This is a genomic window from Agarivorans sp. MS3-6, assembly GCF_054112545.1.
Genome location: NZ_CM134202.1, coordinates 1,400,807 through 1,425,348, shown reverse-complemented (window position 1 = coordinate 1,425,348; position 24,542 = coordinate 1,400,807). Strand labels below are relative to the sequence as shown.

Genomic DNA, 24,542 nt, shown 5'->3' with positions numbered 1-24,542 from the left:
GGCTACGATTTACGCGATGAACAGTATTTAGCGTCAGTTTAGCGAAATGAGAGAGGTGTATTTAGTTGTAGAGTCAGCGGCTTTGCTAAAGGACAGTTAAATTTTCATTAAAATAAAAAGGGCGCCTGATTAGGCGCCCTTTTTAAATGATTGAGATTACATCCACTGCTGATCGCGTTTTTTACGACGAGGAATCATTGGCAGTAATACACCAAGTAGTAAGCCTATACCAGCCACGGCCCCGCCACGCATGAACCATTGCATTTGCACTGCTTCATCTTTGGTGTCTAGTTCGTGCTGTAAGCTACTGTTTTGCTCACTGATTTGGTTTAACTGTTCGTTAAGCTGGTCGTTAGTGACTTGTAGCTGTTCAATTTGTACAGCTTGCGCTTCAATCTGTGCGCTTTGCTCTGCTGTGGCGTTGCCACTGTCTTCAAGCTGCTGCTTTCTTTGGTTCTCACTGGTTTCCAATTGCGTTTTCACTTGTTGCAATTGAGCGGCAAGACCCGGTGTGCGATTTAAGTATTTAGCCTCTACCCAGCCTTCTCGGCCGTTCTCTAAGACCACTTTGGCGTATTTGTTTTCCGCGTTGTAGTCAACTTGGTTGATTTTGGTGCCAGCGTTAACACTGCCTAAAATACGAAATTGATTACTAGGACCAGAGTGGAGAAAAATAAATAAGTCATCGGAAATATATCGAGTTTGGGCGATGACAGGAAAGGCGAGGGCAAGCGATAAAACAGCAGCAGATAAGTTTCTGACGATCACGGCGTATCTCTTCGAATTGGTGGGTAGTCGCGCTTAGTGTACGAAACAACGTTGCTAGTCTCAACCAGCAACGTTGTTATTGTGAGTAAAGTTAGGCTGTTTTTATCAAACTAGCCAAAAATACCCAGCATGATGTAGTAAAACACGATAGAAAGAGCCGCACCTGCAGGCAGAGTAACAACCCAAGAAACCACGATACTACGTACTACGCCTAAGTTTAGCGCAGCAATACCACGAGCCATACCTACACCTAATACCGCACCGACTAAGGTTTGGGTGGTTGAAATAGGTAAACCGGTACCTGATGCAACGACCACTGTGGTGGCTGCTGCTAATTCAGCTGCAAAGCCACGACTAGGCGTTAGGTGAGTAATACCTTTACCAATAGTGGCGATCACTCGATGACCAAATAGTGCTAAACCCGCAACGATACCTAAGCCACCTAGAGGCAATATCCACCAAGCTAGGGCTGCTTTAGCACCAATTTCACCATCGTTACTGACTACGCTGACTACTGCTGCCAATGGACCGATAGCGTTAGCTACGTCATTCGAACCGTGGGCAAACGCCATACAACAGGCGGTAATAACCATTAATACCGCAAACACTTTCTCTACGTTGGTGTAGTGCATTTGACGGTCAGCTTTAGGATCGATTTTTAAGCGACTAATGATGACTTTACCCACCACCGCGACCAATAGACCAATAATGATTGCCCAAATGTATCCCTCTGCACCGCTCATTTCTAAGCCGACGTGCTTAAGGCCTTTCTTGATGGTTACAAGTGCCATCATAAAGCCAGCTAAGAACATGTACACAGGCACATAACGCTTGGCTGCGGCTAAGGGGTTGTCATGGTCAAAAATCAGTTTTTGAGCGCTGACAAAGATAAGATAAGCAAATACCCCTGAGATGGCAGGAGTAATAATCCAGCTACCTACAATGCCCCCTACTTTGGCCCATTCAACCGCTTCTGTACCTACGCCTACGGCTGCGAAGCCAACAATAGCGCCGATGATAGAGTGAGTGGTTGATACTGGCCAACCATTATACGAAGCAATCAATAGCCAAGTACCTGCTGCCAATAAGGCTGCGATCATACCAAATACCAGTAATTCAGGTGTTTGAGTGAACGCGCTTGAATCAATGATCCCCTTACGCACAGTATTAGTTACTGCACCGCCAGCCAAATAAGCACCAGCAAATTCAAAGATCATAGCGATAAAAATCGCTTGTTTAATAGTGATAGCGTTTGAGCCTACAGACGTACCCATAGCATTGGCTACATCATTAGCACCAATACCCCAAGCCATCACAAAGCCAAAAACGGCCGCAATAATAATCAGCGTAGTGCCGTAAGTTGCAAGAATTTCCATTGGAGTTACCTAAGTAATTTTCTTTTATTGTTTAGCGATAAATCATCAATTCTAAACGTGCACCAACACGCTGAGCTTGGTCAGCGAGTTCGCCGATAGCTTCAATGATGAAATATAGGAACATTGCGTCGATAGGGTCTAGTTTTTTCTCTAGCTTCTGTAACTTACGACGAATCTTGATTTGCTGGGCATCGGTTTCATCTTCGATTAGATCGAGTTCTTGAACCAATTGTTTAACAATGTCTACTTCACGGCCTTTAAAGCCGGTCTCAAGCAGATCTTCTAGCTCGTTGATCACTTCTTTTGCTTTGCCTGTTGCATCTAAGCAACGGGCTAAGTAAGCCATGAACATCTCTGCTAGTTTTGGTGGTAACTCCATTTTACGACCAAGCATTCTGCCCGAAATATCTTTTGCTTTATTGGCAATTCTATCTTGATGGGTTAGCAGCTCTAGCACGTCTGAACGTTCAACGGGCATGAAAATCCCACCCGGCAGGTTTAAACGGATTTCACGCTTCATGCGATCGGCTTCTTTCTCTAAGTTAGAGATGTCTCTACGGCGCTTAGCTGCCGCTTTCCAATCTTTATTTAACACAGCATCGAAAAAAGGTACTAAACCTTCACAACATTCGTGCACTACATTGATATGTTCTTCTAAAGGTTTAATTGGCGATTTTGCAAACAAACCTAGAATTGTATTTCCGGACATAATCTCTGTTCCAATTAGCTATGCAAACGATATATTTTTTGCGAGGCGCATGGTAACGTAGCCAAGCATAGTTGCAAGCTTTTATGTGTCTAATTCACGAGTTTTACTAGAGCTGAATCAAAAGTTTTGATTGAAAACTGAACAGGAGGGCTGGTCACTGTGTCAGCAAACATGGATAAACCATGAACAATGAAATTGAAATCAAGCTCTTAGCTAACCCTCAATGTGCGTCGGTTTTGCTAGAACGGCTTGCACAGTATAGTGTGCTACAGACAGAAATAAAAACCTTAACCAGTGTTTATTTTGATACACCTGACCATCAATTAATGCGCTGGGGCATGGGTTTACGTATTCGCAGTGGTGATGGCGATGATGTTCAAACCTTAAAAACCAACGGTGTGGTGGTAGGGGGCCTTCATCAGCGGCCTGAATATAACACGGTTGTTAAGTCTAACCAGCCGCAACTGTATTTGTTTGACCAGCTAGAATGGCCAGCCGACGCGAATCTTAATCAGCTAAATAATTTGCTTGCCCCCTTATTTACGACTACCTTTTCCCGTCAAACGTGGTTACTTGATCTCGATAACGACACTTTAATCGAGGTGGCCTTTGATCAAGGTTCGCTCACGGCCAATACCGATCAAGAAGCAATATGTGAAATAGAGTTAGAGTTAGTGAAAGGTGATGTTGCCCAGCTCTTTGAGTTAGCTAAAGACATTGCAACCATAGAAGGCCTGCGTTTAGCTAACATAAGCAAAGCAAAACGCGGTTATTTATTGGCGACTACGCATAGCGAAAGTGTCAAGCCACTGGTGGCGGTGCCTCTAAATGACGCAAACAACACTGCTGAATCGCTGACCCTGATCTTTTTAACCGCGCTGGAACATTGGCAATATCATGAACAGCTTTTTGTTGAGCGCCCCAGCTTAGCCGCCTTAGAGCAGTTATCGCTAGCAGTACAAATGTTGTGTCAAGCGTGTAAGATGTTTAGTGAGTTAAACTTGGTAGAGTGCCCTTGGTTAGCCGAGCTGCGTTGGCTACGCCAGCAGTTCAGTTGGATTAATCAGGCCAATAGCTTATCTCGTTTAACCGCCGAGCGCGGGGCTCTAATAAAAAAACTCCCTCAGCAACGTTCCTTATTAAAATCTCTTCAGCAACAGCAGTTGGCCTTGCCGCAATCTGAGCAAGTGATTCAGCTGTTACATAGCACCCGCTACTGCAATTTAATGTTAAAAATCACCCGTTGGTTATATGAAAGCCAATGGCAAAAAAATCAGCAGCTGCAATCGCAGAATATTCGTCAGGTGGCAACAGAAGTATTAGATACCAGTTGGTCTAAGCTACGTAAGTCAGAGTTAGCCGCGCCTGAAGTCAATGCCGATACCTATATAAAGCAAGCCATTAAGCTTAGGCGTAACCTATTAGTAGGTATTTGTGTGGGTGAACTGTTTGAAGCCGACTCTCGGCAAGAGTTTAGATTGCCATGGGTTGATATACTGTCTGGTATTGATGAACTTAGTTTGTTCAAGCCCTTGCGCGATATATTGCCCAATTTAGACCAAGAGCAACAAAAGCCGATAGAAAAATGGATGCGTAGAAAAGAACAGTCTTTACTTGAGGCTATCGAGTTTTCTCGACAACAAGCTCTACAACAAGCGGTATATTGGTAGTGCTAAGCGCATTTGCTCTTAAAAAAATCCTGATTACTCTGATTATGCCTAGCACGGCTTTAGTCATATTGCTGTTATTGGGCTTGCTCTTTATGCTGGTCGGGCGGCGCTTTCTAGGGCGAAGCTTAATTGGCTTTTCTTTAGTCACTACCTTGTTGTTAAGTTTGTATCCGATTAGCGGTGCAATGCTGCATTACTGGGAAAGGCAGTATTCAGGCTTAACCCGCTTGCCCGCTGATAGCGACTTAATCGTGGTCTTAGGCTGCTTACACTATCAAGATGATAACCAACCGCTATCTAGTCAAATTTTGCCCTGTGGGGTGGTGAAGGTGGTTGAAGCTGTGCGGCTATGGCGACAAAACCCTTCGGTAAGTATATTACTCTCTGGCGGCGACATAGAAGGCAGTGGCGTACAACATGCCGATATGCTGGCCGCATTGGCGGAGTCTTTAGGCGTACCAAAATCCCAATTAATCCGCAGCTATCATAATCAGGATACCGCTACCGAAGTGACTCGGCTGGCTAATACTTATACTGATCAATCGATGGTGCTGGTGACCCAAGCTTCACACATGCCTAGAGCGATGTCTTGGTTTGCAAGGTATGATTTACAGGTTGTCGCCGCGCCGACTTACTATCAAGTTAGAAATTGGCAAAAGCCATTCACCTGGCGCTCCTTTGTTCCTCGTTTAAGTCACATCGCTAAAGCCGATACCGCTGTTTATGAGACTTTAGCAAATCTTTGGCTGCGGCTGAAAAGCTGAATCTACCCTTAATCTTTATCTCGCTGCTGCATTTTTTTGAGTTGCTTCTGGATCAAACTTAATTGCTCTCGCAGCATTTTTTGTTCGGCTTGGTGTTGTTGAATTAAGCGCTCTAGCCTCGTTTCTTTAGTGGCGTCATCACGGAGTAATAGTGCCGACATTAAGCCTGATATCGCGCCAAAAAAGCCAACGCCGGTGAAAATCATGATACTGGCGAGAATCCGCCCTGCATCGGTGACGGGTACAAAGTCGCCATAACCGACGGTGGAGACCGTGACTATCGCCCACCAAAGTGCTTCTCCTGAGTTTTGTATCTGTCCGCCTTCTCCCCCTTCGGCCAATAAAATCCCCACCGAACCCGCTAAAACGATTAAAAAGATAATCAGTAGAATCATCGCCAAGGTGGATTCAATTCTTCGGCTAAGTAATTTTTTAAACAGCTGTCGTTGCTTTGAGATAGCACTGATTAACTTATAGGCGTGAATGAAACGCAGAAAGCGCAAAGGTTCAACCATAGGGATACTGGCTAATAAATCTATCCAATGATGCTGAAAATAACGTTTAGGGTTATTACTACGTAGCATTTTGCTAAAGAAATGGGCAATGAAAACACAGCAAATTAAGGTATCCAAGGTGACCAGTAAAGAACGTAATTCGGAGTCAGTGGGGTAGAAAAATAGGCAGCTGACAATACCAATAGCGATGATTGATAGCAGCATGATCGCCAAGTCGAAGGCATTTACGTTGGTTTTCATTTATTTGTCCTATCGCCAAGGTGTTCGAACCATCCAAACTATACCTTATTAAGATTCTCACATAAGCCGCTACTAAGTCACCCATATCAAATGATTTGAGTGACTTAGCGCGACTTATGTTTGCTCATTTAAGTTTGCAATAAGCAGACATCGGACGCTTGTACTTGCCAAGCTTTCATGTTCAGATTAATTCATTCTTTGTCTTGTGGTCTTTTCAGGTTATGTCAAATAATTCACCCCTTCAACCCGAGCTAGAAGCCTTGGCGCTTAAGTCTTGGGAACGCCTTGTAGAGTTACAACCGAGCTTGCTAACTACGCTTAGTCAGCAACAACAGCGGCAAACTCAGGCTGTGTTTGCCATTAGTGACTTTATTGCTCGCAGTTGTATAAGCCAGCCCTTAATGCTGGTGGATATTTGGCAGAATAACTTGTTGGATGAGATTCTAAATGAAACTCAAATGCGTCAACAGCTTAGCCAAAACTTGGCGGAGCAAATAAATGATGACGGCGCTAAAAAAGTTCTACGTCAATTCCGCCGTTTACAGATGGTTCTCATCGCGTGGCGTGATTTGATGCACGGGCAAGCGGCCAGTGACAGTTTTGTTCAAGTGTCGGCGGTGGCTGACAGTAGTGTTGATTGTGCAAACCAGTGGTTATATCAGCGCTGTTGTTCTGAATCTGGTACCCCCATGGACGCCGAGGGCAATGCCCAGCCTTTGGTGGTGATAGGTATGGGCAAGTTAGGGGGGCGCGAGCTTAACTTCTCTTCCGATATAGACCTTATCTTTTGTTTCCCAGAAAACGGCGAGACCCAAGGCGGTCGCCGCAGTATTGCTAATCAGCAATTTTTTATTCGCATGGGACAGCGCTTAATTCAGTTGATTGATCAACCAACGGCAGATGGCTTTGTATTTAGGGTTGATATGCGCTTGCGACCGTTTGGTGACTCCGGCCCTTTGGCGGTGAGTTACGCTGCATTTGAAGACTACTATCAGCACCATGGCCGTGATTGGGAACGTTATGCCATGGTAAAAGCGCGGGTCATTAATCAAGATTTACGCTATGACCAAGATATACAAGCCATGCTAAAACCTTACGTTTATCGGCGGTATATTGATTTCAGTGCGATACAAGCCTTGCGTTCGATGAAGGCGATGATCAATTCAGAGATCCGCCGCAAAGGCTTACGCGACAATATTAAACTGGGCTCGGGTGGGATCCGCGAGATTGAGTTTATTGCGCAAACTTTCCAGTTAATTCGAGGCGGTAGAGAGCCGGTGCTGCAAACTCGCTCGTTGTTAATGGCTTTGTCACAGTTAAGTGAACATGGCGAGTTAACGCTAGAGCAAACTAAGTTGTTGCGTGAACACTATCTTTACTTACGTCAGGTTGAAAACATTCTGCAGCAAATCGACGACCAACAAACCCAAACTTTACCCAGTTCGTCGATTGATCAGCAGCGTATTGCTTGGGCCATGGGCGCCGTCAGTTGGGATGATTTTTATCAGCAGCTACAAGTGCGTCTCGCTGAGGTTAACTTGTGTTTCCAAAGTGCGATTGGTGAAGAAGAGCAAAACGAGCAGCCAGCGGGTCAAGAATACGATGATTTGTGGCACTGTGGTGCCGATCGTGAGGCCTTGGCCAGCCTGATGGATAGACATGTATGTAGTGCTGAAGAGCAGCTGCGGCGTGTAGAAACTATGTATCACTTCATGCATGCGGTTGAGCATAGACACATTGGTCAGCGGGGCCGGCAAACCCTAGAAAGACTGATGCCAAGTTTGCTTCAGCAGTTGTTTGAACATCCCAAAACCAGTCTGGTGCTACCGCGCGTTATGGTATTGCTAGAGCGTATTTTGTCGCGCACCGCATACTTGGAGTTATTGGCCGAAAACCCAGCATCATTACAGCAGTTATTAAGGCTGTGTGCGGGTAGCGCTATGTTGGCTGAAAAGCTCGCCAGTTTCCCTATCTTATTAGATGAATTGCTCGACCCTAAATTGTTGTATAACCCCGCTAGTCCAGACAGTTATGCCCAACAGTTACGTGAATTTATGCTGCGCATACCCCCAGATGATATGGAACAACAGATGGAGGCATTACGTCAGTTTAAGCAAATTCAACAGTTAAGGATAACCGCGGCCGATATCGCGGGGGCCTTGCCATTGATGAAGGTGAGCGATCACTTAACCGCAGTGGCTGAAGTAATTGTCGATGCAGTTGTAGAGCAGGCGTGGTCACAAATGGTAGAGCGTCATGGTTACCCCGAGCACTTGAGTGAGCAGCAGCGCGGATTTGCGGTAGTAGGTTATGGCAAAATTGGCGGCATCGAAACGGGTTATAGTTCTGACTTAGATTTGGTGTTTTTACACAATAGCGACAGCAGTACTTATACCAATGGCGCTAAACAAATTGATAGTAAACAGTTTTATTTAAAGCTGGCACAGCGGATTATGCATTTGTTTAATACGCGCACCGCCTCTGGCGTGTTGTATGAATTGGATATGCGCTTACGCCCCTCTGGTGCGTCTGGCTTGTTGGTATCGGCTATCGAGGCATTTGAGCAGTACCAACTTAAAGAAGCGTGGACTTGGGAGCATCAAGCCCTAGTGCGGGCTAGAGTGATTTATGGTGACAAAGACTTGGCACAGCGTTTTGAGCAGGTACGCCATGGGATTTTGTCGATAGCCCGTCAACCTGCTGAGTTAGCCGCACAGGTAACCCAAATGCGCACTAAAATGCGTGACCATCTAAGCCGTGAAACTCACGAGGTGATTGATCTAAAACAGTCAGCGGGTGGCATGGTAGATATCGAGTTTATTGCTCAGTATTTGGTTTTGCTTAATACTCAGCAGTTTCCAGAATTGAGCCAGTGGACTGACAATGTTCGTATATTCGAGAGTTGTGCGCGGGTCGGGTTGCTTGATGAAGGTCAAGCTAAAGGTTTGTCTCAGTGTTATTTAGACATTCGCGATGAGTGTCATCGCTGTGGCTTGCAAGGCTTGCCTCGTTTGGCGAATAAACAAGATTTTGCTTTAGACTTGAGTGTAGTAGTGGCTACTTGGCAGCAACTAATCGTTCATTAAGCGTGTCGCTTAGGCGCTGAGTTTGCCTCAGCGCCTACTTGTTAATAGAGGCCTTTTTCACCGGCAGGGCGGGATTTAAAGCGCCGGTGGATCCACATGTATTGCTCGGGGGCTTTTAAAATGGCCTGTTCGATGATCTGGTTGATGGTGCGAGCGTCGGCTTCATCGTCTCCACAAGGGTAATTCTCCACCGCGGGTTCTATCATCAGGGTAAAGCCTGAGCCATCAGCATTACGCAGTGCATAGGTAGGGAGTATTTGCACGTTTTTTACCTTGGCGAGAGTGGCTGTGCCAGTAATTGTAGCGGCTTTGGGCTGGGCAAAAAATGGCACAAACACCGCTGCGTGTGTCCCATAGTCATGGTCTGGTGCATACCAAACTGCATTTTCGTTTCTTAGTGCTTTAATCATCCCGCGTACATCGGTACGGTCCACTAAGTATTTATTTGATCGGGTGCGCCCATGGTATTGAAAATACTCATACACTGAATTTTTGTTGGGGCGATAAATTCCCACGCCTGGGTCAATAGTGCCATAGGCTCTGGCGTGGCTCTCTAATGTCCAAAAGTGAGCACTTACTAATAAAATCCCACCGGGTTGTTTTCTGGCTTGTTCTAAATGCGCTAAACCTTCAATTGTAAAGTGTTTGGCAAAGCGCCATTGCGGCCAAAACCAAGCATTTGAAGTATCGAGTACCGAGTGTCCCAAATGTTGAAAACATTGGTCTACAATTTGTTGGCGCTGCGCGGTCGTTTTTTCCGGGAAACAAATTTCTAAATTTCTACGGGCGATATGCACCCGTGATTTTAACAAGCGTTTGGCTAAATGACCGATACCTATCGCTAAATAGTGTTGTACTCGGTAGGGCAATAAACTGATTGTGAACATAAACCCAATCAGCAGCCAAGCTCCCCAGTTTTTAGGGTGAAACGATGAGGCCGAGAGTTTAGGAGGAGATATTTTCGCCATATTTAACTTGTTGTTCCGAGTAATGATAAAAGTCTACCGCATTTTCAACAATTATGCCGCAGACCGAATATTTAACTATGATAAACTGCTATTAATTAATTTTCGATGAGAGTGAACAATGCGAATTACCCTCCCTGAGTTTTCCCAAGCTAAGGTGTTAGTTGTTGGTGACGTAATGTTAGACCGATACTGGCATGGACCCACTGGACGAATTTCTCCAGAGGCTCCTGTTCCAGTGGTTAAAGTAGAGCAAATTGAAGAACGCCCTGGTGGCGCGGCTAACGTAGCCTTAAATGCCGTTGCCTTAGGGGCTAGTTCTACACTGTTGGGTATGAGTGGTGAAGATGAAGCGGGTATTGCTTTAGAAAACCAATTGGCAACGGTTGGGGTTGCTTGCCAATTTACCAAGTTTGCTGATTACCCCACTATCACTAAGCTTCGGGTATTAAGCCGCCATCAGCAGCTGATTCGCTTAGACTTCGAAGAAAGCTTTCAAGATGTTGATAGTAAAGACTTAACAGCAAGTTTTGCTCAGCATATTAAACAGCATCAAGTGGTAATATTATCTGACTACAACAAAGGTGCGCTTAACCAAGTTGGTGATTTAATCGCATTAGCGCGCGAAGCGGGCGTACCAGTGTTGGTTGACCCGAAAGGTAGTGCTTTTGATAAATACCGCGGAGCCACTTTGCTTACGCCAAACTTCTCCGAGTTTGAAGCGGTGGTGGGCCACTGTAAAGATGATGACGAAATTATCTCTAAAGGCCTCGCGCTGATTGAACAGTTAGACCTTGAAGCCTTGCTCGTGACTCGCAGTGAACACGGTATGACCTTAATACGTAAGGGCCAGCCCGAGTTACATTTGGCGGCACTTGCCCAAGAAGTTTACGACGTAACCGGAGCCGGTGACACGGTTATCTCTACGCTTGCAAGCTCGCTAGCCGCAGGCGCAAGCCTAGACGATGCGTGTGCTTTAGCTAATGCAGCGGCCGGTATTGTGGTGGGTAAACTGGGCACCTCTACCGTGTCTACTATTGAGTTGGCTAATGCGGTATATGGTCACCAAGAAACGGGCTTTGGGGTATTGAGCGAACAACAGCTTAAATATGCTTTAGAAGCCGCCAAGCGACGCGGTGAAACGGTGGTGTTAACTAACGGTTGTTTTGATATTTTACATGCAGGGCATGTATCTTATCTTAACCATGCAGGCACCTTAGGCGATCGCTTAATTGTTGCGGTTAACAGTGATGACTCGGTTAAGCGTCTTAAAGGCGAAGGCCGCCCTGTGAACAGTGTCGATAGGCGTATGGCAGTATTAGCCGGCTTAGGCGCAGTAGATTGGGTGGTTGATTTTAGTGAAGATACGCCGCAGCGTTTAATTGCTAATTTATTGCCTGACTTGTTGGTAAAAGGCGGTGATTATAAACCTGAAGACATCGCCGGTGGTGCAGAGGTTATTGCCAACGGTGGTGAAGTGCGGGTGCTTAACTTTGAAGATGGTTGTTCGACCTCTGAAATTATTAGGTCTATTCGTCAAAACCAGATTGACTAACTCATACTATTTGCAATAAAAAAGGCGCCGAAAGGCGCCTTTTTACTATCTGCTATTTACTATCTGCTATTTACTATTGGGCTGGCATTAAACCAGAATTCACCAATGCCACATCTTCTTCAGTTAAGGTGCCTGCGGCTTGTTTAAGCGCTAGCATGTTAAGAATGTAATCGTAACGCGCATTGGATAAATCACTTTTAGCGGAGTACAAGTTACGAGTCGCATCTTGTACATCAACGATAGTACGAGTTCCCACTTCAAAACCTGCTTCAGTGGCTTCTAATGCACTTTGCGATGAAACGACGGTTTGTTCAAACGCTTTTACTGAGCCAATGCTAGCACTCACGTTGTTTACCACTGAGTTAACGGTACTTTGTACCGAGCGATAAGTTTGCTCTAGCGCTTCAGAAGAGGCAATGTAGCTAAATTGAGCTTGCTTGACTTGAGAGTCGATGCTGCCACCTAAGTAGATAGGCCAGTTGAACTCAAGGCCAATATTACCGGCGTTAGAAGCGCCGCCTTGAAGTGAATCATAGGCGCTATTGCCGTATTTATTGTTGTCATAACCAATACCGGCTGTTAAATCTAAAGTTGGTAGATGGCCAGATTGTGCCAACTCAATTTGCTCTTGCGAGATTTCTTTAGATATACGTTGGGCATTTAATTCTAGGTTACGGTCGGTAGCGGTCGCTAACCAGAAGTCTGAGCCATCAGTCAGTTCGGCTGGCTCAAAACGCTCGGTATTTAATACGTTTAGTTGGCGGTGCTCTATACCCGTTAACTCACGTAGGTCTTCATAACTGTTAGACAAGTCGTTACGCGCTTGAATTTCTTGGGCCAAGGTTCGGTCATATTCAGCCTGAGCTTCGTGCACATCTGTAATGGCGGTTAAGCCTACATTAAAGCGTTGTTTGGTTTGTTCTAACTGTCGGCCAACCGCGGTTTTGTTGGCTTCAACAAACGATACGTTATCAATGGCTCGTAGTACATTAAAGTAAGCATTACTGACGCGAATAATCAGGCTTTGAACATCGTTGCCGTACAAAGCATCAATGCGAGTAGCATTTTTTTCAGAAATGCTTAAGCTGGTCCAATTGGTCTTTGAATAAATTGATTGGCTAAGTCCTACCGACGCATTGGTATTAGTAATGCTGTCAATAGAGCTGTTGTCGGTAGCAGTATATTCAGCGCCTGCAGCGAAGCCAATTTGTGGCAGTAGCGATGCTCTGGTTTCGGTGATCTGTTCAAAGGCAATGTCGCGCTGGGCTTTACTTTGCAAAATAACAGGATCTTTTTCTTGGGCTAATTGATAAATTTGCAACAAATCATCGGCTTGAGCTTGAAGGGCGATTGAACCCATACCGCAAGCCAGTATTAACGATTTTATTTTAAGCTTCATTACGCCTTTCCTTTGAACGCTAGTTTTAACTGCGAGATTATATATGAAGTGAGTTAAGTTAGTTGCGAGAGTCTTAATTCTCTAGTCTAGTGTTTAATCTCACTATTATTCATTGATGCTAGTCTATAACAGCTTTAATTGTAGAGTAAGAGCAAGATAACAAAGAAAAACTACTAATCTAAGTTAATTCGGTGTTTGATTTATCGCTCATGACAAAATTATACACTAAGCAGCAAAAAAACGGAGATCCAGTTTGTATGTCGACAATGCATGAAAACAGCCAATTTTCTCATCAAGACCTAGAAATTAAAGAGGTAGAAGACGTATATCAAGGTTTCTTTAAGCTTCAACGTTATACTCTGCGCCACCGCTTATACCAAGGCGGTTGGAGTAACTGGATCCAACGAGAAATGATGGACCGCGGGCATGCGGCGGGCATTTTGTTATTTGACCCCAAATTAGACCAAGTGGTATTAGTTGAGCAGTTCAGAATTGGCGCAGTAGAAACGGGCAGTAGCCCGTGGTTACTCGAAATTGTGGCGGGGATGCTAGATAGTAATCAGGCGCCGTTGGACGTTGCAGTGCGTGAAGCCCAAGAAGAAGCCGGTTTAAGCGTAAAGCGGGTGATACCCTGTAATAGTTTTTTGCCAGGCGCGGGTGGCTTGAGCGAGCGGATTCATTTATTTATTGGTGAAGTTGATGCAAGCTCAGCGGGTGGTGTGCATGGCCTAGATAATGAAAATGAAGATATTTTAGTCAAAGTACTTAGTAGAGAGCAGGCTTTTCAAGCAGTGCAAGCTGGTATTATAGACAATGCAGCAGCGGTAATTACCATTCAGTGGTTACAGCTTAATTTGCAGAAAGTGTTACTGCAATGGCAGAATAGTGGCCGCGGTGATGAACGCTAAGGGTGTTTCGTCAAAATATCGAGTTAATCTTGATGAGCTGATGCAATTGTATGCGGCTAATTACACCTTTATGATGCGGTTATTTCCGCCTGCTTTAGAGTTGGGCCAGTGTTTACGCCTTACGCCACAAGTGGGGGATGACTACTTACTTGAATGTAAAGAGCGAACGCGTTATACCTCTTTGTATGAGATCACTCAGGCGAGTGAAATACCGCGTAATTATTTGCAGCCGCAATTGCTGGTGCGCTTATACCACGACGCGAGGTTGGCGGAAGTGTGTGCTAGTCAGCAGATTTATAAGCTGAAACCAAGGTATGATTACCCAAATAAAAAGATGCATCATCGAGATGAAAAGCATCAAACAAATCAGTTTCTTAACGACTGGTTAGCATTTTGTTTTAAACAGCGGATTAAAGTTGAGTTTGAATAGTCGAACTCCAAGAAAACATTGTGGCATTTACTAAATTAAATATAACTACAGCCGACGACGGCAACGTGCATTTACTGCAAGTCACTGACACTCACCTGTTTGCAAATCAGAAAACCGGTTTGTTAGGGGTGAACACTTATGACAGCTTTAGTGCGGTGACCCAAAATATTCAAGACGACAATATCGCTTTTGATTACATTTTGGCGACGGGTGATTTGTCTCAAGATCATACCAAAGCTTCCTATCAACGTTTTGCTGAAAAAATTGCAGAGCTAGACCGCCCTTGTTTCTGGTTACCGGGCAACCATGATTTGCAGCACAATATGCGCACCCTTGAGCAACATGGGGTGATGGCTGCCAAACAATTGATTAGCGAGCATTGGCAAATCATCATGCTGGACACTCAGGTGGAAGGTGAGCCTCACGGTACGATGAGTCAACGGCAACTTGATGATCTGGAACACGCCTTAGCTGAGTATCCGGATAAACATGTGTTGATAGCCATGCATCATCAGGCCATACCGGTTGGTAGTAAGTGGTTAGATCAGCACAATTTAAAAAATGCCGATGAGTTTTTCGCGGTTATTGCTAATTACCCAAATGTTCGCGGGGTGATATTCGGCCATGTTCATCAAAACTACGAATTTCAGTTTGATGGCGTCGCGTTTATTGCAACGCCGAGTACCTGTATTCAGTTTTTACCGTTATCGGCTAACTTCGCCTTGGACCATCAGCAACCCGGGTGGCGTTTTTTACAACTGACCCCTGAAGGGCGTATTGCTACTCGTTTGCGTCGCTTATCAGAGCAAAGTTTTCTTCCTGATCCAAAATCCAAGGGTTATTGAGTGGAGCAAGCATCAGTATTATTGTATTTGCACGGATTTAATAGTTCACCGAACTCGGCTAAAGCACAAGCAATGGCCAGCTACCTCAAGACACATCAACCGCACATTCAATTTGTATGTCCTCAACTGGCTTGTTATCCAATGGCTGCTTGGCAACAAATTGAACAGCTGCTTGAGCTACACAAAACAGCTAATTTAGGGGTGGTGGGCAGTTCATTAGGTGGTTTCTTAGCCACCCGAGTCGCCCAATTAACTCAGGCTCCAGCTGTACTGGTTAATCCAGCGGTTAAGCCTTATAACTTGCTTAAAGATTTTTTGGGCGAACAAACCAATCCTTATACTCAACAAGTTTACCGTTTAGAACAACAGCATATTGAGCACTTGAAACAGTTAGAAGTCTCAAACTTAAGCTGCCAACAACGGCTTTGGGTGCTGTTGCAAACCGCAGACGAAGTGCTGGACTTTAACTTGGCGGTCACAGAGTATAAAGGCGCGACATTCACTATCGAAGAGGGCGGCGACCATAGTTTTCAAGGCTTTGAAAACCACTGCGCGGCGATTCTTGACTTTTTGGCACTTAGGTAACGATTTCTATCATGGCTGATCAATATAATTCAGACTCTATTGAGGTATTAAGCGGCTTAGACCCGGTAAAACGTAGACCGGGTATGTATACCGATACCACTCGCCCAAACCATTTAGCCCAAGAAGTTATCGATAACAGTGTCGATGAAGCTTTGGCCGGACATGCGCGCTCTATTAGCGTGACCTTGTTTGCTGACCAATCAATCGAGGTGATTGATGATGGTCGAGGTATGCCTACAGATATTCACCCGGAAGAGAAGGTGAGTGGCGTAGAGCTTATTTTTACGCGTTTACACGCTGGCGGAAAGTTTACCAATGATAATTACCAGTTTTCTGGTGGTTTACATGGCGTGGGTATCTCGGTGGTTAATGCCTTGTCTTCTCGGGTGGAAGTACAAGTAAAACGAGATAGCCAAGTTTTTGAAATGGCTTTTGAAAGTGGTGACAAAGTAGAAGAACTGCATGTCACGGGTACTGTGGGTAAGCGCAACACGGGCACTCGCGTAAGATTTTGGCCTATTGGTAGCTATTTTGATAGCCCTAAGTTTTCGGTTTCGCGCTTACGCCATTTGCTGCGGGCCAAAGCGGTGCTTTGTCCTGGCCTTACCATTAAGTTTATTGACAAGGTCAATAACGAAACAGAAGAATGGTATTACGAAGACGGCTTAAAAGACTATCTAAGCCAATCATTTAAAGATTTTATTAGTCTACCTGAAGACCCGTTTACTGGGGCGTTTTCCAGTAAAGATGAAGCGGTAGATTGGGCAGTAAGTTGGTTGCCAGAGGGTGGTGATAGCATCACCGAAAGTTATGTTAATTTAATCCCTACTGCGCAAGGCGGTACTCACGTTAATGGATTACGCCAAGGCTTATTGGATGCCATGCGCGAATTCTGTGAGTTTCGAAATTTACTACCCCGTGGCTTAAAGCTGACTCCCGATGATATTTGGGATCGCTGTTGTTACGTGTTGTCAGTAAAAATGCAAGATCCCCAATTTGCGGGGCAAACTAAAGAGCGCTTATCTTCGCGGCAATCAGCGGCGTTTGTATCGGGAATTGTCAAAGACGCCTTTAGTTTGTGGCTTAATACCAATACTGATCAAGCTGAGCTGTTGGCTGAAGTGTTCATTAACAATGCCCAGCGCCGGATGCGCTCAAGCAAGAAAATTGCCCGTAAAAAAGTCACCTCTGGACCGGCACTGCCGGGTAAGCTCACCGACTGTACTAGCCAAGACCCGCTAAAAGGTGAACTGTTTTTAGTTGAAGGGGACTCTGCGGGGGGGAGTGCTAAGCAGGCGCGAGATCGCGAGATTCAAGCGGTTATGCCCTTGCGCGGTAAAATTCTTAATACTTGGGAAGTTGATGCCAGTGAAGTATTAGCCTCACAAGAGGTTCATGATATCTCGGTAGCCATAGGCATTGACCCCGATAGTAGTGACTTAAGCGGTTTACGTTACGGTAAAATTTGTATTTTGGCAGATGCTGACTCCGATGGTTTACACATTGCTACCTTGTTGTGTGCACTGTTTATGATGCACTTTAGAACCTTGGTTGAGCAAGGCCACATTTATGTAGCCATGCCACCTTTATACCGAATAGATGTAGGTAAAGAGGTTTTTTATGCATTGGATGAAGACGAAAAACAAGGCATTCTCGATCGTATTGAAGCAGAGAAAAAGCGCGGCAAAGTGAACGTACAACGCTTTAAAGGTTTGGGTGAAATGAACCCTCTACAGCTTCGCGAAACAACAATGGATCCCAATACTCGACGTTTAGTGCAACTCACCGTGGACGATCAACAAGGTACACTTAGTTTGATGGACATGTTGTTAGCCAAAAAGCGCTCAGGCGATCGTAAGGAATGGTTAGAAGCTAAAGGGAATATGGCATCTGACTTAGTTTAAGCACAGGGAACATTAATAACATGCGCGATTTACGACTGGGTTTAGCTACCAAGGCATTATTACTGCTGTGTGGTGTATTGCTAATCACCTTAGTAGGGTTGATTAGTTTTAATCACGATAACTTGAAAACTTTTTTTCGAGTGGGTCGCGCTCAAATCATCGAAAATCAGCAATATCAGTTACATAATTATTATCGTGAGGTATTTGCTCGCCTTCAAAATATAAATGACAGCCAAAGTTATCGCTTCGATTATTATCAGCCGCAGCAACTCCCCACGATTTTTGACTCGTTTTGGCAAGACTTGCGCAGCAACTCTGAGTTACCAGTGCGCAGCCTGAGCATTATCGACCCCCAAGATGGCTTAAAGTTTGAATATGGCTATCTGGTGCATAGCGAAAAAGCCTTAGAGTGGATGCTCAATCCGCCAGACCCAGCGGGCCCAAATTGGATTTTAGATTGTCCTTTAAGCTGCCGAATCATTATTGCAACTGAGTTTGATAACGTCGTAGGTAATGAAGACTATCGTGCGTTTTATAGCTTAGATTCGTTACGTTTATTAGAGTTATTTCCATCCAGCCAAGGCAGCCACCATTTTTTGGTTGAGCTACATCAAGATAGTTCGTTAACGCTATTGTATGCCGAGTCTGATTATCGAAACGCCATAGAAGACATTATTCAAGGTTTGACTAGCCAAGATATTGTAGACGGCATCGAACAGTTCAACACCGAGATGGGACTGACCGAATTGCATGCCTTTGAGGTCAATAGTACCAGTAAGCAAAACCCTGTTTATTACGCCATTGTTAACGATGTAAGTACTCAGCTAGAGCAGCTGAAAAATGCTGATTATAATAATTTCCTGTTTGGTATTAGCGCGTGGATTTTTGCCGGCGCTATTGTGATATTTGCGCTTAGCCCCTCGCTACGCAGAGTGCGCCGCACGATTGATAACCTACCTTTGCTGGCACGTTCATCTCATAATTTGTTTAGGCGTAATTTAGAAGGCACCAGCAAGCGACTATTGCAAGATGAGTCTGATGAACTTAACCACGCACTAATCAGATTATCTTATCAATTAGAAGCACTAGAGCAGCAGCTAAAAAGCCGCGCAGAAGAGTTAGAATGGGTGGCAAATTATGACAATTTGACCGATCTACCTAATCGCCGAAAATTTGAACGCGTGATCAACCAAATGGTACATGAGCAGCGCTCTGGTTGTTTGTTGATGGTCGATTTAGATAACTTTAAGTACGTCAATGACATCAGTGGTCATGGCGCTGGTGATGAAATGCTACGCCAAGTCTCTAGCAGTTTAGAGCGACTACTACCTAGCGATACCATTTTGGCGCGTATCAGTGGTGATGAGTTTGCCGTGTATCTTGAAGGCACCAGTTTAGCCTACGCAGAGGTGGTAGCTCAGCGTATTATTAGTATGTTGGCTCAAGTCAGTGTACCAGGGCATGAAATTATCCATACCGCCTCAGCCTGTGTGGGGATTGTGGCTTTCCCTGAGCATGGTAATAGTTGCGAAGACTTAATGGCGAAAGCTGATATATGTAACAACCAAGCTAAAGAACGGGGCAAAAATTGTGTTGTCAGTTTTCAAAGTGAAGACGCCGATACTGAGTTAGTTAAACAACACTACTGGTTAGATCTAGCACAAAACGCCATTGAGCGAGATCGCTTAGAGTTGTTCTATCAGCCCATCATGAACAATAAGCTGAATAAAGTTGAACACTATGAAGTGTTACTGCGTGTTCGTGATGACAATAATCAACTGCATTCGCCTTATCAATTGATCTTGGCGGCAGAGAAAAACGGCCAAATCGACAAAATTGATTTGTGGGTAGTGCAACAGGCCTTACAGCAAATGGAAACCAACTTAAGAAATGGTTACCAAGACAAGCTAGCGATTAACTTGTCGGCCCGTTCGTTCTGCAGTGAGAAAGTCATTGCCCGCATTGCGCGTGAGTTTGTCAGCAGAAATATTGCCGGTGATATGATTATTTTTGAGATTACTGAAACCGCTGCGTTACCAAATATGAAACAAGCTGAAGAACATATAAGAAGGCTTAAAGCGTTGGGTTGTGCGATCGCACTTGATGACTTTGGCGTAGGTTATTCTTCGTTCCACTCTTTAAAACAGCTGCCTTTTGATTTTCTAAAAATTGATGGCTCGTTTGTTAGAGAAATTCTTAACCAGCCAGAAGACAAAGTGTTTATTCAAGCTTTGGTGGGAATAGCCAACAAGTTGGGCCATAAAACGGTGGCTGAATTTGTAGAGTCTGAGGCTCTAAACGAAGAACTAATCAGCTTGGGAGTGGATTACTCACAAGGCTATTACATTGGAAAACCAGCTAGCGCACGCTATTTCTGGCAATTTGACAAAGCATCTGCAGTGCTAGCTTTGCAAGGTACATAAAAAGGGTTATAGAGCATGACTGATGCTAATGATCTCAGTTTAGAAGGCGTAGAACGCCTCTCAATGAGTCAATTTACAGAGCAGGCGTATTTAAATTACTCCATGTACGTGATCATGGATAGGGCTTTGCCACATATTGGTGACGGCCTCAAGCCAGTACAGCGACGCATTATCTATGCGATGTCTGAATTAGGCTTATCGGCTAACGCTAAGTATAAGAAATCAGCACGTACCGTGGGTGACGTATTGGGTAAGTACCACCCCCATGGCGATTCGGCCTGTTATGAAGCCATGGTGTTAATGGCTCAGCCGTTCTCTTATCGTCATCCTTTGGTGGATGGACAAGGCAACTGGGGGGCGCCCGATGATCCTAAATCGTTTGCGGCTATGCGTTATACCGAAGCGAAGCTCTCTAAATTTTCGGAAGTGTTACTCAGTGAGCTAGGTCAGGGGACTTGTGATTGGACGCCGAACTTTGATGGCACCATGAACGAACCCAAGGTATTACCGGCACGTTTACCACACATTTTATTAAATGGTGTGACCGGCATCGCGGTGGGTATGGCGACTGATATTCCACCACATAACGTCAAAGAAGTAGCCAGTGCTTGTGTGCATCTATTAGATAACCCCAAAGCGCAGCTGGATGATTTGTTACAGCATGTGCAAGGGCCTGATTACCCCACTGAAGCAGAGATAATTACCCCTGCTAAAGATATTCGTAAAATCTATGAAAGCGGTCGTGGCTCAATAAAAATGCGTGCGGTATTTCATACCGAAGATGGCGAAGTCGTGATTACCGCCTTGCCGCACCAAGTGTCTGGCTCTAAAGTACTCGAGCAAGTTGCGGCGCAGATGCAAGCTAAAAAGTTGCCTATGGTGGTGGATTTACGTGATGAATCTGATCATGAAAACCCAACCCGCATTGTCGTCGTGCCTCGTTCTAACCGAGTGGATATTGATCAGTTAATGAACCACTTGTTTGCCTCTACTGATCTTGAACGAAACTACCGAGTAAATATCAACATGCTGGGGCTAGATAATCGCCCGCAAGTGAAAGGTTTAGTTCAGATATTGGGCGAGTGGCTGCGTTTTCGTCGTGATGTGGTACGTCGCCGCTTGCAATATCGTTTGGATAAAGTACTGGCGCGTTTACATATCTTGGATGGCTTATTAATTGCGTTCCTCAATATTGACGAAGTGATTGATATCATTCGCACCGAAGATGATCCTAAAGCGGCCTTAATGGAACGTTTTGGTTTATCGAATAAACAAGCCGAAGCGATCCTTGAAATTAAATTGCGCCAATTGGCCAAATTAGAAGAAATCAAGATCCGTGGTGAGCAAGCCGAGTTAGCTGAAGAGCGCGACAAGCTAGAAAAGCTGCTAGGCAGCGAACGTCGTATGAGCACCTTGCTTAAGAAAGAACTATTAGCCGACGCTGAAACTTATGGCAATGCGCGTCGTTCACCCTTAATGGTTCGTGCAGAAGCCAAAGCCTTAAGCGAAAAAGAGCTAATGCCAAATGAAGCCTTAACCGTGGTGCTATCAGAGAAAGGCTGGGCGCGTGCCGCTAAAGGCCATGAAGTGGATGCGCATGGGCTAAGTTATAAAGCCGGTGATACCTTCCTCGCTAGCGCTATTGGGCGCAGCAACCAGCAAGCGGCGTTTCTTGATACAGCCGGGCGAAGTTATGCTTTAGATTCGCATACACTTCCGTCTGCGCGTAGCCAAGGTGAGCCCTTAACGGGGAGATTTAATTTAGCCCCCGGGGAGTTGTTCTGTAATGTCGTAATGGCTAATGATGAGCAACGCTATTTGGTGGCTTCAGACGCGGGTTATGGGTTTATCGGTAAGTTTGTCGATATGCTCAGTAAAAATAAAAACGGTAAAGCCTTTTTGAACCTACCCGCTGGGAGCAAAGTGATTGCACCCATTGAAGTACATAACTACGAAAAAGATAGTTGCTTGGCTATTTCTAACGAAGGCCGCATGCTGGTATTTCCGTTAACTAGCTTGCCTGAGTTAGCTAAAGGCAAGGGGAATAAACTGATTAGTATCCCTTCTGCTAGGGTTAAAAACCGCGAAGAGTTTGTGACCTTGCTAAGTGTCGTACCCGATGATGCTTCGGTGACGCTATTTGCAGGCAAACGTAAGTTAACCTTAAAACCGAGTGATTTAGACCACTATCGAGGAGAGCGTGGCCGCCGAGGTAACAAGCTGCCGCGTGGCCTGCAACGGGTTGACGCCATTGAGGTTGAAACAATCGCAATAGATACCGAAGAGCTTAATCAAGATGATGCTTAGCTTAAGTTTTTCAGCTTACACTTGTTCACCGAAAAATCAGCAAGTATACTGCTGGCTGTTTTAATGGGGGTGCTATGTTAGCTGTTATTCGAATTATATTTATTGCCGTAGTGATGTTAACGGCATTTCCGTTTGTGATCTTGTATTGCTTAACTCGACCACGACATCCAGATTTGGTCCATCAGATTGGTGTATTGATCGCCAAGTGTGGGCGTTTCGTTGGGATTAAGGTTGAGGTGCGATTTGTTACTCAAGACTTGCCTGAGAAAGGCGTGTGGGTAGCTAACCACCAAAATAGTTACGATATGTTTACCCTACCATTTGCGCTGCGTAAAGGGGTGGTATCCATCGGTAAAAAGAGTTTGGCGAAGATCCCGTTTTTTGGTCAAATTTACTGGATTACCGGTAATATTTTGATCGACCGAGATCGCCGTAGTAAAGCTGCGGATACGATTAAGCAAGCCGCTGAGGCCATTGATAAACGCCACTTGTCGGTATGGATGTTCCCAGAAGGTACACGAAGCTATGGACGTGGCTTGCAAGCGTTTAAAACCGGTGCGTTTCATTTAGCAATGCAAGCTAAAGTGCCCATGCTGCCTATTTGCTGTTCGTCTACTCACGGCCAAGTAAAACTTAACCGTTGGAATAACGGCAAAGTGATTGTAGAAGTAGGCCGCCCAATTGACGTGAGCGATTGGAAGAGTAATTTACGTGCTGAAATCGCTGGCTTGCATCAGCAAATGGAACAGCGTATTTATGAACTCACCATGGAAGCACGCGGTGAAGCCGCCGACTATGCAGAGGTTCATCAACGTAATATCACCGACACTAGCAAAGCGATGGCAGGAGAGAATTAATGAGTACCAAACAACTTATTGCTGATTGGCAAACTGAAACCGATTTAATTATTCAAGAATTGTTGGCTGACGGCAGTGATCCTGATGCTGAATACACCATTGAGCACCACATCGCCTGTAAAGACTTTAAGATCCTTGAGAAAGCGGCAGTAGACGTATTTAAAGCTGGCTATGAAGTCAGTGACGCCGAAGAAGCAGAGTGGGAAGATGGCGATAAGGTATGGTGTTTCGATGTGATTGTTGAAGCGCCCTTAGACGCTGCTGGAATTAAGCAAGATATTGAAAGCCTCGCCAACATCGCCGAAAAGAATAAGGTGACTTATGATGGCTGGGGTACCTACTTTGAGTCGGATGAAGACGAAGAGCAGGAAGACTAGTTGTTGAAGATTTGTTAAAAAACGACGCTATAGCGTCGTTTTTTTTTGCTACACTGATTAGTACTAGACATGATGACTACAGGCTAAAGGAATAGCAGTGATTCAACGATTCGTGGTGTTGGGATGTTTGCTCTGTTGGCCGGTGCTGGCCCAGCAAACGCTGACCACCGCCAACGCCCATTGGCCCCCTTGGCGAGAGCTTGAGCCTGATGGACGTTTATCGGGCATTGAAATCGACATTCTCACAGAGCTGAGCCAGCGTTTAGGCTTGCAGTTAGAGACTAAGGGCTGTGGCTGGAAGCGTTGCCTGAAACACATGGTACTGGGCGAAAGCGATGTTATGACAGGGCTGCTCAAAACTGCAGAACGCGAGCAATACATGGCGTTTATCGACCCGCCGTATCGTAGCAAGCAAAGCCATTGCTTTTATCTACATAGAGGAACTGATGTAGAGCTTAACAGCTACCAAGACCTATCCAGTATCACCGTGGGTTTGCAAAGCAAAGTAGCCTATTTTGAACGGTTTGATAATGACGATAGTATATCAAAACATGAAGCCATTGATGATGTGAGTTTGTTTCGTTTACTCAAAGGGGATCGCGTCGATACGGTCATTATGTCATGTATTGAAGGGGACAACTTCCTCAAGCAACAGGGGCTGAGCCAGTGGTTTAAACATGCCCATTACGTTGAGTATAGTGAGCGAAATGTTTATTTGGCAGTGTCTAAGCAGTCACCGCTGTTGCAACGTAGGCAAGAGATCTCTACTGCTATACAAAGCATGTTAGATAGCGGTGAAATAAGCGCCATACTCAATCAGCACAAATTAGAAGCGCGCGACTAGCGCGCTCTTTAGGTT

General features: G+C 45.0%; 20 protein-coding genes. 14 read left to right on the top strand and 6 right to left on the bottom strand.

The window, feature by feature from the left end; genetic code table 11:
- Positions 1 to 156: 156 nt before the first annotated feature.
- The 3 genes from ACVFI8_RS06450 to ACVFI8_RS06440 all read right to left on the bottom strand — a co-directional run bounded on the left by ACVFI8_RS06450 (position 157) and on the right by ACVFI8_RS06440 (position 2,853).
- Entirely contained in the window at positions 157 to 768 is a 612-nt protein-coding gene (locus tag ACVFI8_RS06450) for a TIGR04211 family SH3 domain-containing protein (protein ID WP_248714298.1), read from the bottom strand.
- Between the two features lie 110 nt (positions 769 to 878).
- The gene (locus ACVFI8_RS06445; protein ID WP_457873396.1) at positions 879 to 2,144 is read right to left on the bottom strand and encodes an inorganic phosphate transporter; all 1,266 of its coding nucleotides are present in this window, start codon (positions 2,142 to 2,144) and stop codon (positions 879 to 881) included.
- Between the two features lie 31 nt (positions 2,145 to 2,175).
- On the bottom strand, positions 2,176 to 2,853 hold the full coding sequence (locus ACVFI8_RS06440) for a TIGR00153 family protein (protein WP_248714300.1): 678 nt from the start codon (positions 2,851 to 2,853) through the stop codon (positions 2,176 to 2,178).
- Positions 2,854 to 3,035: 182 nt separating this feature from the next.
- On the opposite strand from ACVFI8_RS06440, the gene ACVFI8_RS06435 reads away from it, so the two are divergent.
- Both ACVFI8_RS06435 and ACVFI8_RS06430 read left to right on the top strand, forming a co-directional pair.
- Positions 3,036 to 4,523: a CYTH and CHAD domain-containing protein gene (locus tag ACVFI8_RS06435; RefSeq protein WP_248714301.1), complete on the top strand. Its 1,488-nt coding sequence runs from the start codon at positions 3,036 to 3,038 to the stop codon at positions 4,521 to 4,523.
- Entirely contained in the window at positions 4,523 to 5,287 is a 765-nt protein-coding gene (locus tag ACVFI8_RS06430; protein WP_457873395.1) for a YdcF family protein, read from the top strand. The genes ACVFI8_RS06435 and ACVFI8_RS06430 overlap by 1 nt, the downstream gene beginning before the upstream one ends.
- Before the next feature lie 8 nt (positions 5,288 to 5,295).
- Here ACVFI8_RS06430 and ACVFI8_RS06425 read toward each other — a convergent pair whose 3' ends face one another.
- Entirely contained in the window at positions 5,296 to 6,042 is a 747-nt protein-coding gene (locus ACVFI8_RS06425) for a potassium channel family protein (RefSeq protein ID WP_248714303.1), read from the bottom strand.
- 221 nt (positions 6,043 to 6,263) lie between these two features.
- Between ACVFI8_RS06425 and glnE the strand changes: the two genes are divergently transcribed.
- Complete coding sequence (glnE, locus tag ACVFI8_RS06420) at positions 6,264 to 9,128, top strand: bifunctional [glutamate--ammonia ligase]-adenylyl-L-tyrosine phosphorylase/[glutamate--ammonia-ligase] adenylyltransferase (protein ID WP_457873394.1); 2,865 nt, start codon at positions 6,264 to 6,266, stop codon at positions 9,126 to 9,128.
- A 41-nt stretch (positions 9,129 to 9,169) separates the two neighbouring features.
- Here the strand turns inward: glnE and lpxL are convergent, their stop codons facing one another.
- A complete protein-coding gene (gene lpxL / locus ACVFI8_RS06415; protein WP_248714305.1) occupies positions 9,170 to 10,096 on the bottom strand; it encodes an LpxL/LpxP family Kdo(2)-lipid IV(A) lauroyl/palmitoleoyl acyltransferase in 927 nt (308 codons plus the stop codon).
- A gap of 118 nt (positions 10,097 to 10,214) precedes the next feature.
- Between lpxL and hldE the strand changes: the two genes are divergently transcribed.
- Entirely contained in the window at positions 10,215 to 11,648 is a 1,434-nt protein-coding gene (hldE, locus tag ACVFI8_RS06410; protein ID WP_248714306.1) for a bifunctional D-glycero-beta-D-manno-heptose-7-phosphate kinase/D-glycero-beta-D-manno-heptose 1-phosphate adenylyltransferase HldE, read from the top strand.
- A 73-nt stretch (positions 11,649 to 11,721) separates the two neighbouring features.
- On the opposite strand, the gene tolC is transcribed toward hldE, so the two are convergent.
- The gene (gene tolC / locus ACVFI8_RS06405) at positions 11,722 to 13,047 is read right to left on the bottom strand and encodes an outer membrane channel protein TolC (protein ID WP_457873393.1); all 1,326 of its coding nucleotides are present in this window, start codon (positions 13,045 to 13,047) and stop codon (positions 11,722 to 11,724) included.
- A gap of 257 nt (positions 13,048 to 13,304) precedes the next feature.
- On the opposite strand from tolC, the gene nudF reads away from it, so the two are divergent.
- The 10 genes from nudF (at position 13,305) to ACVFI8_RS06355 (ending at position 24,527) form a co-directional block, all read left to right on the top strand.
- Positions 13,305 to 13,955, top strand: a complete 651-nt coding sequence (gene nudF, locus ACVFI8_RS06400; protein ID WP_248714308.1) for an ADP-ribose diphosphatase — start codon at positions 13,305 to 13,307, stop codon at positions 13,953 to 13,955.
- On the top strand, positions 13,945 to 14,385 hold the full coding sequence (locus ACVFI8_RS06395; protein WP_248715589.1) for a DUF1249 domain-containing protein: 441 nt from the start codon (positions 13,945 to 13,947) through the stop codon (positions 14,383 to 14,385). The genes nudF and ACVFI8_RS06395 overlap by 11 nt, the downstream gene beginning before the upstream one ends.
- Positions 14,386 to 14,405: 20 nt before the next feature.
- The gene (gene cpdA / locus ACVFI8_RS06390) at positions 14,406 to 15,230 is read left to right on the top strand and encodes a 3',5'-cyclic-AMP phosphodiesterase (RefSeq protein ID WP_248714309.1); all 825 of its coding nucleotides are present in this window, start codon (positions 14,406 to 14,408) and stop codon (positions 15,228 to 15,230) included.
- Positions 15,231 to 15,815 (top strand): YqiA/YcfP family alpha/beta fold hydrolase, encoded by a 585-nt coding sequence (locus tag ACVFI8_RS06385; protein WP_248714310.1) that lies wholly within the window; start codon positions 15,231 to 15,233, stop codon positions 15,813 to 15,815.
- An 11-nt stretch (positions 15,816 to 15,826) separates the two neighbouring features.
- Entirely contained in the window at positions 15,827 to 17,719 is a 1,893-nt protein-coding gene (gene parE, locus ACVFI8_RS06380; protein ID WP_248714311.1) for a DNA topoisomerase IV subunit B, read from the top strand.
- A gap of 20 nt (positions 17,720 to 17,739) precedes the next feature.
- Positions 17,740 to 20,142 carry a putative bifunctional diguanylate cyclase/phosphodiesterase gene (locus ACVFI8_RS06375; protein ID WP_248714312.1) on the top strand — a complete coding sequence of 801 codons (2,403 nt, stop codon included), beginning with the start codon at positions 17,740 to 17,742 and terminating at the stop codon, positions 20,140 to 20,142.
- A 15-nt stretch (positions 20,143 to 20,157) separates the two neighbouring features.
- Complete coding sequence (gene parC, locus ACVFI8_RS06370) at positions 20,158 to 22,449, top strand: DNA topoisomerase IV subunit A (protein ID WP_457873392.1); 2,292 nt, start codon at positions 20,158 to 20,160, stop codon at positions 22,447 to 22,449.
- Between the two features lie 74 nt (positions 22,450 to 22,523).
- The gene (locus ACVFI8_RS06365; RefSeq protein ID WP_457873391.1) at positions 22,524 to 23,306 is read left to right on the top strand and encodes a 1-acylglycerol-3-phosphate O-acyltransferase; all 783 of its coding nucleotides are present in this window, start codon (positions 22,524 to 22,526) and stop codon (positions 23,304 to 23,306) included.
- A complete protein-coding gene (gene rraB / locus ACVFI8_RS06360; RefSeq protein WP_248714315.1) occupies positions 23,306 to 23,683 on the top strand; it encodes a ribonuclease E inhibitor RraB in 378 nt (125 codons plus the stop codon). Before ACVFI8_RS06365 ends, rraB begins: the two co-directional genes overlap by 1 nt.
- Positions 23,684 to 23,780: 97 nt before the next feature.
- Positions 23,781 to 24,527: a substrate-binding periplasmic protein gene (locus tag ACVFI8_RS06355; protein ID WP_248714316.1), complete on the top strand. Its 747-nt coding sequence runs from the start codon at positions 23,781 to 23,783 to the stop codon at positions 24,525 to 24,527.
- The last annotated feature ends 15 nt before the right edge of the window (positions 24,528 to 24,542 follow it).

Coding starts and splice junctions, on each gene's coding strand:
- ACVFI8_RS06365 (WP_457873391.1), top strand. CDS start 22,524: ATGTTAGCTGTTATTCGAATTATATTTATTGCCGTAGTGATGTTAACG.
- nudF (WP_248714308.1), top strand. CDS start 13,305: ATGTCGACAATGCATGAAAACAGCCAATTTTCTCATCAAGACCTAGAA.
- rraB (WP_248714315.1), top strand. CDS start 23,306: ATGAGTACCAAACAACTTATTGCTGATTGGCAAACTGAAACCGATTTA.
- lpxL (WP_248714305.1), bottom strand. CDS start 10,096: ATGGCGAAAATATCTCCTCCTAAACTCTCGGCCTCATCGTTTCACCCT.
- ACVFI8_RS06435 (WP_248714301.1), top strand. CDS start 3,036: ATGAACAATGAAATTGAAATCAAGCTCTTAGCTAACCCTCAATGTGCG.
- ACVFI8_RS06425 (WP_248714303.1), bottom strand. CDS start 6,042: ATGAAAACCAACGTAAATGCCTTCGACTTGGCGATCATGCTGCTATCA.
- ACVFI8_RS06440 (WP_248714300.1), bottom strand. CDS start 2,853: ATGTCCGGAAATACAATTCTAGGTTTGTTTGCAAAATCGCCAATTAAA.
- parC (WP_457873392.1), top strand. CDS start 20,158: ATGACTGATGCTAATGATCTCAGTTTAGAAGGCGTAGAACGCCTCTCA.
- hldE (WP_248714306.1), top strand. CDS start 10,215: ATGCGAATTACCCTCCCTGAGTTTTCCCAAGCTAAGGTGTTAGTTGTT.
- ACVFI8_RS06375 (WP_248714312.1), top strand. CDS start 17,740: ATGCGCGATTTACGACTGGGTTTAGCTACCAAGGCATTATTACTGCTG.
- tolC (WP_457873393.1), bottom strand. CDS start 13,047: ATGAAGCTTAAAATAAAATCGTTAATACTGGCTTGCGGTATGGGTTCA.
- parE (WP_248714311.1), top strand. CDS start 15,827: ATGGCTGATCAATATAATTCAGACTCTATTGAGGTATTAAGCGGCTTA.
- ACVFI8_RS06395 (WP_248715589.1), top strand. CDS start 13,945: ATGAACGCTAAGGGTGTTTCGTCAAAATATCGAGTTAATCTTGATGAG.
- ACVFI8_RS06445 (WP_457873396.1), bottom strand. CDS start 2,144: ATGGAAATTCTTGCAACTTACGGCACTACGCTGATTATTATTGCGGCC.
- glnE (WP_457873394.1), top strand. CDS start 6,264: ATGTCAAATAATTCACCCCTTCAACCCGAGCTAGAAGCCTTGGCGCTT.